This is a genomic window from Nostoc sp. CHAB 5715, from assembly GCF_020829685.1.
In the GTDB taxonomy this organism is placed as follows: Bacteria; Cyanobacteriota; Cyanobacteriia; order Cyanobacteriales; family Nostocaceae; genus Nostoc.
The window spans coordinates 1-4463 of sequence record NZ_JAIVFR010000644.1 but is presented as its reverse complement, the minus strand read 5'-3'; the positions used below and the strand labels follow the sequence as shown (position 1 = coordinate 4463).

The window sequence follows — 4463 nt, the reverse complement described above, 5'->3', positions numbered from 1 at the left end:
GATTAGAGGAGGGATAATACCAGTCCAGTTACAAAGAGGAAGACACGAGTGACTGACATTGTAACTGGACAGATTGTGCGCGTGCGATCGCGGCAGTATCTTGTAGAAGAAGTTGTGTCGAAACCGTCTCCAGAGCAAGACACAAAAGTTAGCCTTTCTTGTTTAGAAGATGATGCGTTAGGAGAATCGCTAGAAGTCCTATGGGAACGGGAAATAGATGCCAAAATCGTAGGGGCAACATCTTGGGATTCCATAGCAAATCGAGGTTTTGATAATCCGCGTCTGTTTTCTGCCTACCTGCACACATTACGGTGGAATTGCGTAACCTCCACAGATGCCAAGCTTTTCCAAGCCCCTTACCGAGCCGGTATAGAAGTCAAAGCTTATCAATTAGAGCCGCTACGTAAAGCTTTGCTGATGCCGAGAGTCGGTTTGTTCATTGCTGACGATGTAGGGCTGGGCAAAACTATCGAGGCGGGGCTGATACTGCGTGAGATGTTGATGCGGCAAAAAGTTAGGCGAGTAGTTATCTCGTGTCCGCCATCAGTGGTAAGACAGTGGCAAGAGGAAATGGAGAGTCGCTTTGGGCTTACATTTATGATTCTTGACCGTGAGTTTATTGCTGCGCGTCGTCAAGAACGGGGTTATGGAATTAACCCTTGGATGACGCACACTCGGTTTATTATCTCCCACGCTTTACTACGAGATGAAACCTATGCCGCACCGTTACGGGACTGGCTTGGTGATTTTGCGGCTGCTTCCATGCTCATCCTTGACGAAGCTCATAATGCTGCACCTGCGAGTGGTGCAAAGTATGCCGTTGATTCACAGTTAACACGCACTGTTCGAGACTTAGCACCGCGTTTTGAACACAAATTATTTCTTTCTGCTACACCTCACAATGGACACTCCAACAGCTTCGCTGCCTTACTAGAAATCCTTGATCCCCAGCGTTTCTGCCGAGGAGTACCCGTTCGTAATCGCAAGTTGTTAGACACTGTAATGGTGCGGCGCTTAAAACAAGATTTACGGGAGATCGGAGAAGAGTTTCCCCAACGCTACGTTCTCCCTATAGTTATTGATAACCTGCCAGAAGACGCGCCCGAACTCAAATTATCCCGATTGCTGCAACAATATCGCAATCTGCGTGAGGAACGACTTAAAGATGCAGCTAAGTCCACCCAGACTACGGCGATGCTGGTAATTACTTCACTACAAAAGCGTCTTTTGTCTTCCATTGAGGCATTTGCTCGGACTTTAAAGGTGCATCGGACGGCAATGGAAAAGCAAGCAATTAACCGTCCTTCCATACATCAAGCCAGTCTCCCGTTGCTGTTTGAATCCCCTGGTGCAGATGACGAACGGGCTGAATTTTCCGAAGAGGAAGTAATTGCAGAAGAAGATGCTCAAATGGCAGCAGCTAGTATGCAAGCTGCGGGACAAACAGTCCGTGAACTAGCAATTTTAGATGAGATGGCAGATGTAGCGAATTCCTCCCGCTACCAGCCAGATCCACGGATTCAACAACTGGTAGAGTGGATTCGCCAAAATCTTTGTCCCGATCTAGGTCAACCGAATGCCCCTTGGTTAGAACGACGAGTAATTATCTTTACAGAATATACAGATACTAAACGTTATTTACAACAGCAATTACAAACAGTGATCGCTGGCTCTAACCGTGAACAAGAACGCATAGATGTATTTCACGGGGGCATTGGAGAAGAACGCCGCGAAGCTATTAAAAGTGCATTTAACGCTGACCCGGCACGTCATCCCTTGCGAATCCTGATTGCCACAGATGCAGCACGAGAAGGGGTGAACCTCCAAAATAACTGTGCTGACTTGTTCCACTTTGATGTGCCGTGGAACCCATCAAGGATGGAACAGCGCAATGGACGGATTGACCGCAAATTACAGCGATCGCCTGTTGTCCATTGCTATTACTTTGTCTTACCACAACGCACAGAAGACAAAGTATTGGATGTACTGGTGCGGAAAACAGCCACGATTCAACAAGAACTTGGCTCTCTTGCACCAGTAGTTGAAAGAAATGTGTCGCGCTTACTTGCTAATGGGATTCGCCACCAAGAAGTAAATCATCTTACTGATTCGATTAATCAGGCAGAACAACTCAATAACAAGGAAACAGTAAACACACAGGTAATTAATGAGGAACTGGAGCAAGCGAGACTCCGCCAACAGGATTTGACTAAACAAGTTGAGAATTTACAAGAAATGTTGAAAGACTCGCGGGTTTGGTTGGGACTAGATGACAATCACTTCCGCAATGCCATCTCTGCTTCTTTAGAAATTCTGGGAGTCCCAACACTTGTCCCTGTAGATGTGAATGAGGTTGCTAACAATCCTGTAACTGCGCGTTGGACAATTCCGGCTCTCGACCAGCGTACTGGTGCAGATCCAACATGGTCAACTACACTTGATACCCTGAGAACACCTCGAAAAATCGGACAAAAACCTTGGGAATGGCGAAAATCAGCACCGATTCGTCCTGTAGTATTTCGAGATCCTGGTTCTTTAGATGGGGATGTAGTTCATCTGCATTTAGAACACAGAATTGTCCAGCGCCTACTGAGCAGGTTTTTAGCTCAGGGTTTCTTGCATGATGAATTAACTCGTGCTTGTGTTTGTCTGACTAATGACCCAATGCCAAAAGTGATTGCACTGGGACGGCTGGCTCTGTATGGTGAACGTGCTTCTCGCTTGCACGACCAAGTAATTGCAGTAGCAGCAGAGTGGTCAGACCCAACCAGTCGGGGACGCAAGAAACTTCAGTCTTTAACAGAAGGCGAGAAAGATAATGTACTAGAGTTACTTGAAACTTCCTTAGCTTCTCCCCACTTGTTGCAAGTCGCAGAAGCAGTAAAAGAGCGACTGAAAAAAAGTGCCGCCCAAGATATAGCAGAATTAATACCCCATTTGAAACGCCGCGCCACAGTTTTAGCAGAAAGGGCGGAAAGGAAACTCACAGAACGAGGTATTAGAGAAGCTGCTGAGATGCAGAAGATTCTGGAGGAACAGCAGACGCGAATCATCAAGTGTCAGGAAGAATCTAAGGCAGTGCAGTTGTCTCTTCCATTTATAGAAGAACAGCGCCAATTGGATGCAGACCGTCGCCATTGGGAAAAACGCCTTCAAGCGATCGCAACCGAACTAATTTCAGAACCAGCCCGGATTGAAGCCGCCTACAAAGTAAAAGCAGTGCGGATTGAGCCTGTCGGCGTAATTTATTTATGGCCGATTTCCGGCTAGAGGGAGTATAAACAATGGCAAACGATCCAGAAATTCGGTTACATAAAGAATGGTTAGGCTTTCTCCAGCCTGTGGGGTTGGTGGTGTCTCCGCCTGCATTGTCAGCAGCCCAAGCTGTAGTTAACCGCAATGTGGTAGAACTGCAACAAACACTGCAAGAAGTTGCCAGACGCGAACCTCTCTCTGGTGATATAGGCAAGGAAACCTTTGGAATTGACGACTTTCCTGCTTTCACTATCAATGTTTTAGGTTGGCAGGCAGAAGATTTAGTTGTCAGCCCAGAAGAATTAGCGATCGCACTCCCAGATTACAACGAAGTTTTGATACCCACCTATGCTGTACCTGACCCTAATGGCGGTTGGATGATGCTGGTACAGGTGCTTTCCCCTGGTACTGAACTTGACAATGCAGGCACGGAAGATAGTAAATCGACTGGTTGGCACGCCAGCCCCCAGTCTAAGTTTGAGCGCCTTTTGAAAGAAACAAAAGTTTACACTGGGCTATTGTGCAACGGTACAGAATTGCGTTTGGTTTATGCACCACTTGGTGAGTCATCGGGACACCTGACTTTTCCTGTGCAGGCAATGTGTGAGGTATCTGGGCGGCTGATTTTGGGTGCAATGGAGATGTTGCTCTCGGCTGATCGACTGTTTAATGTCCCTAGCGATCGCCGTTTGTCTGCAATCCTAGAAAAAAGCCGGAAATATCAAAATGATGTCTCTATAAAGCTTGCAGAGCAGGTATTAGAGGCATTATGGGATTTACTACGCGGCTTCCAAATAGCAGATGCAACCAGTAAAAGCCGCTTAGTGAGTGACATTGCTACTACTGCACCCCAGCATATTTACGGTGGACTGATTACCATCTTGCTGCGGTTGGTATTCCTGCTTTACGCTGAAGATCGGGGACTGATGTCTCAAGATGCAGTTTATACACGCTACTACTCAGTTAGTGGACTTTACGAGCGATTGCGAGAAGATGCAGGCAATTACCCGGATACAATGGATCAACGGTATGGTGCTTGGGCATGGTTGCTGAGTCTTTTCCGTTTGGTTTACGACGGCGGCGGTCATGCTGATTTATACTTACCTGCTCGTCATGGGCAACTATTTGACCCAGATGAATATCCGTTTTTAGAAGGTCGTCCCCAGTCTACAGAATATCAAACAGGGGAAAGTCTTGAACCCCCTCGC

At 46.9% G+C, this 4463-nt stretch carries 2 protein-coding genes; both read left to right on the top strand.

Annotated features, from left to right (window positions below; all coding sequences use genetic code 11):
• Positions 1-48: 48 nt before the first annotated feature.
• The gene (gene drmD / locus LC574_RS28080; RefSeq protein ID WP_229456944.1) at positions 49-3270 is read left to right on the top strand and encodes a DISARM system SNF2-like helicase DrmD; all 3222 of its coding nucleotides are present in this window, start codon (positions 49-51) and stop codon (positions 3268-3270) included.
• Positions 3271-3284: 14 nt separating this feature from the next.
• Positions 3285-4463: type IIL restriction-modification enzyme MmeI (locus tag LC574_RS28075; protein WP_368736744.1), on the top strand; the 1179-nt coding region annotated here is incomplete at its 3' end.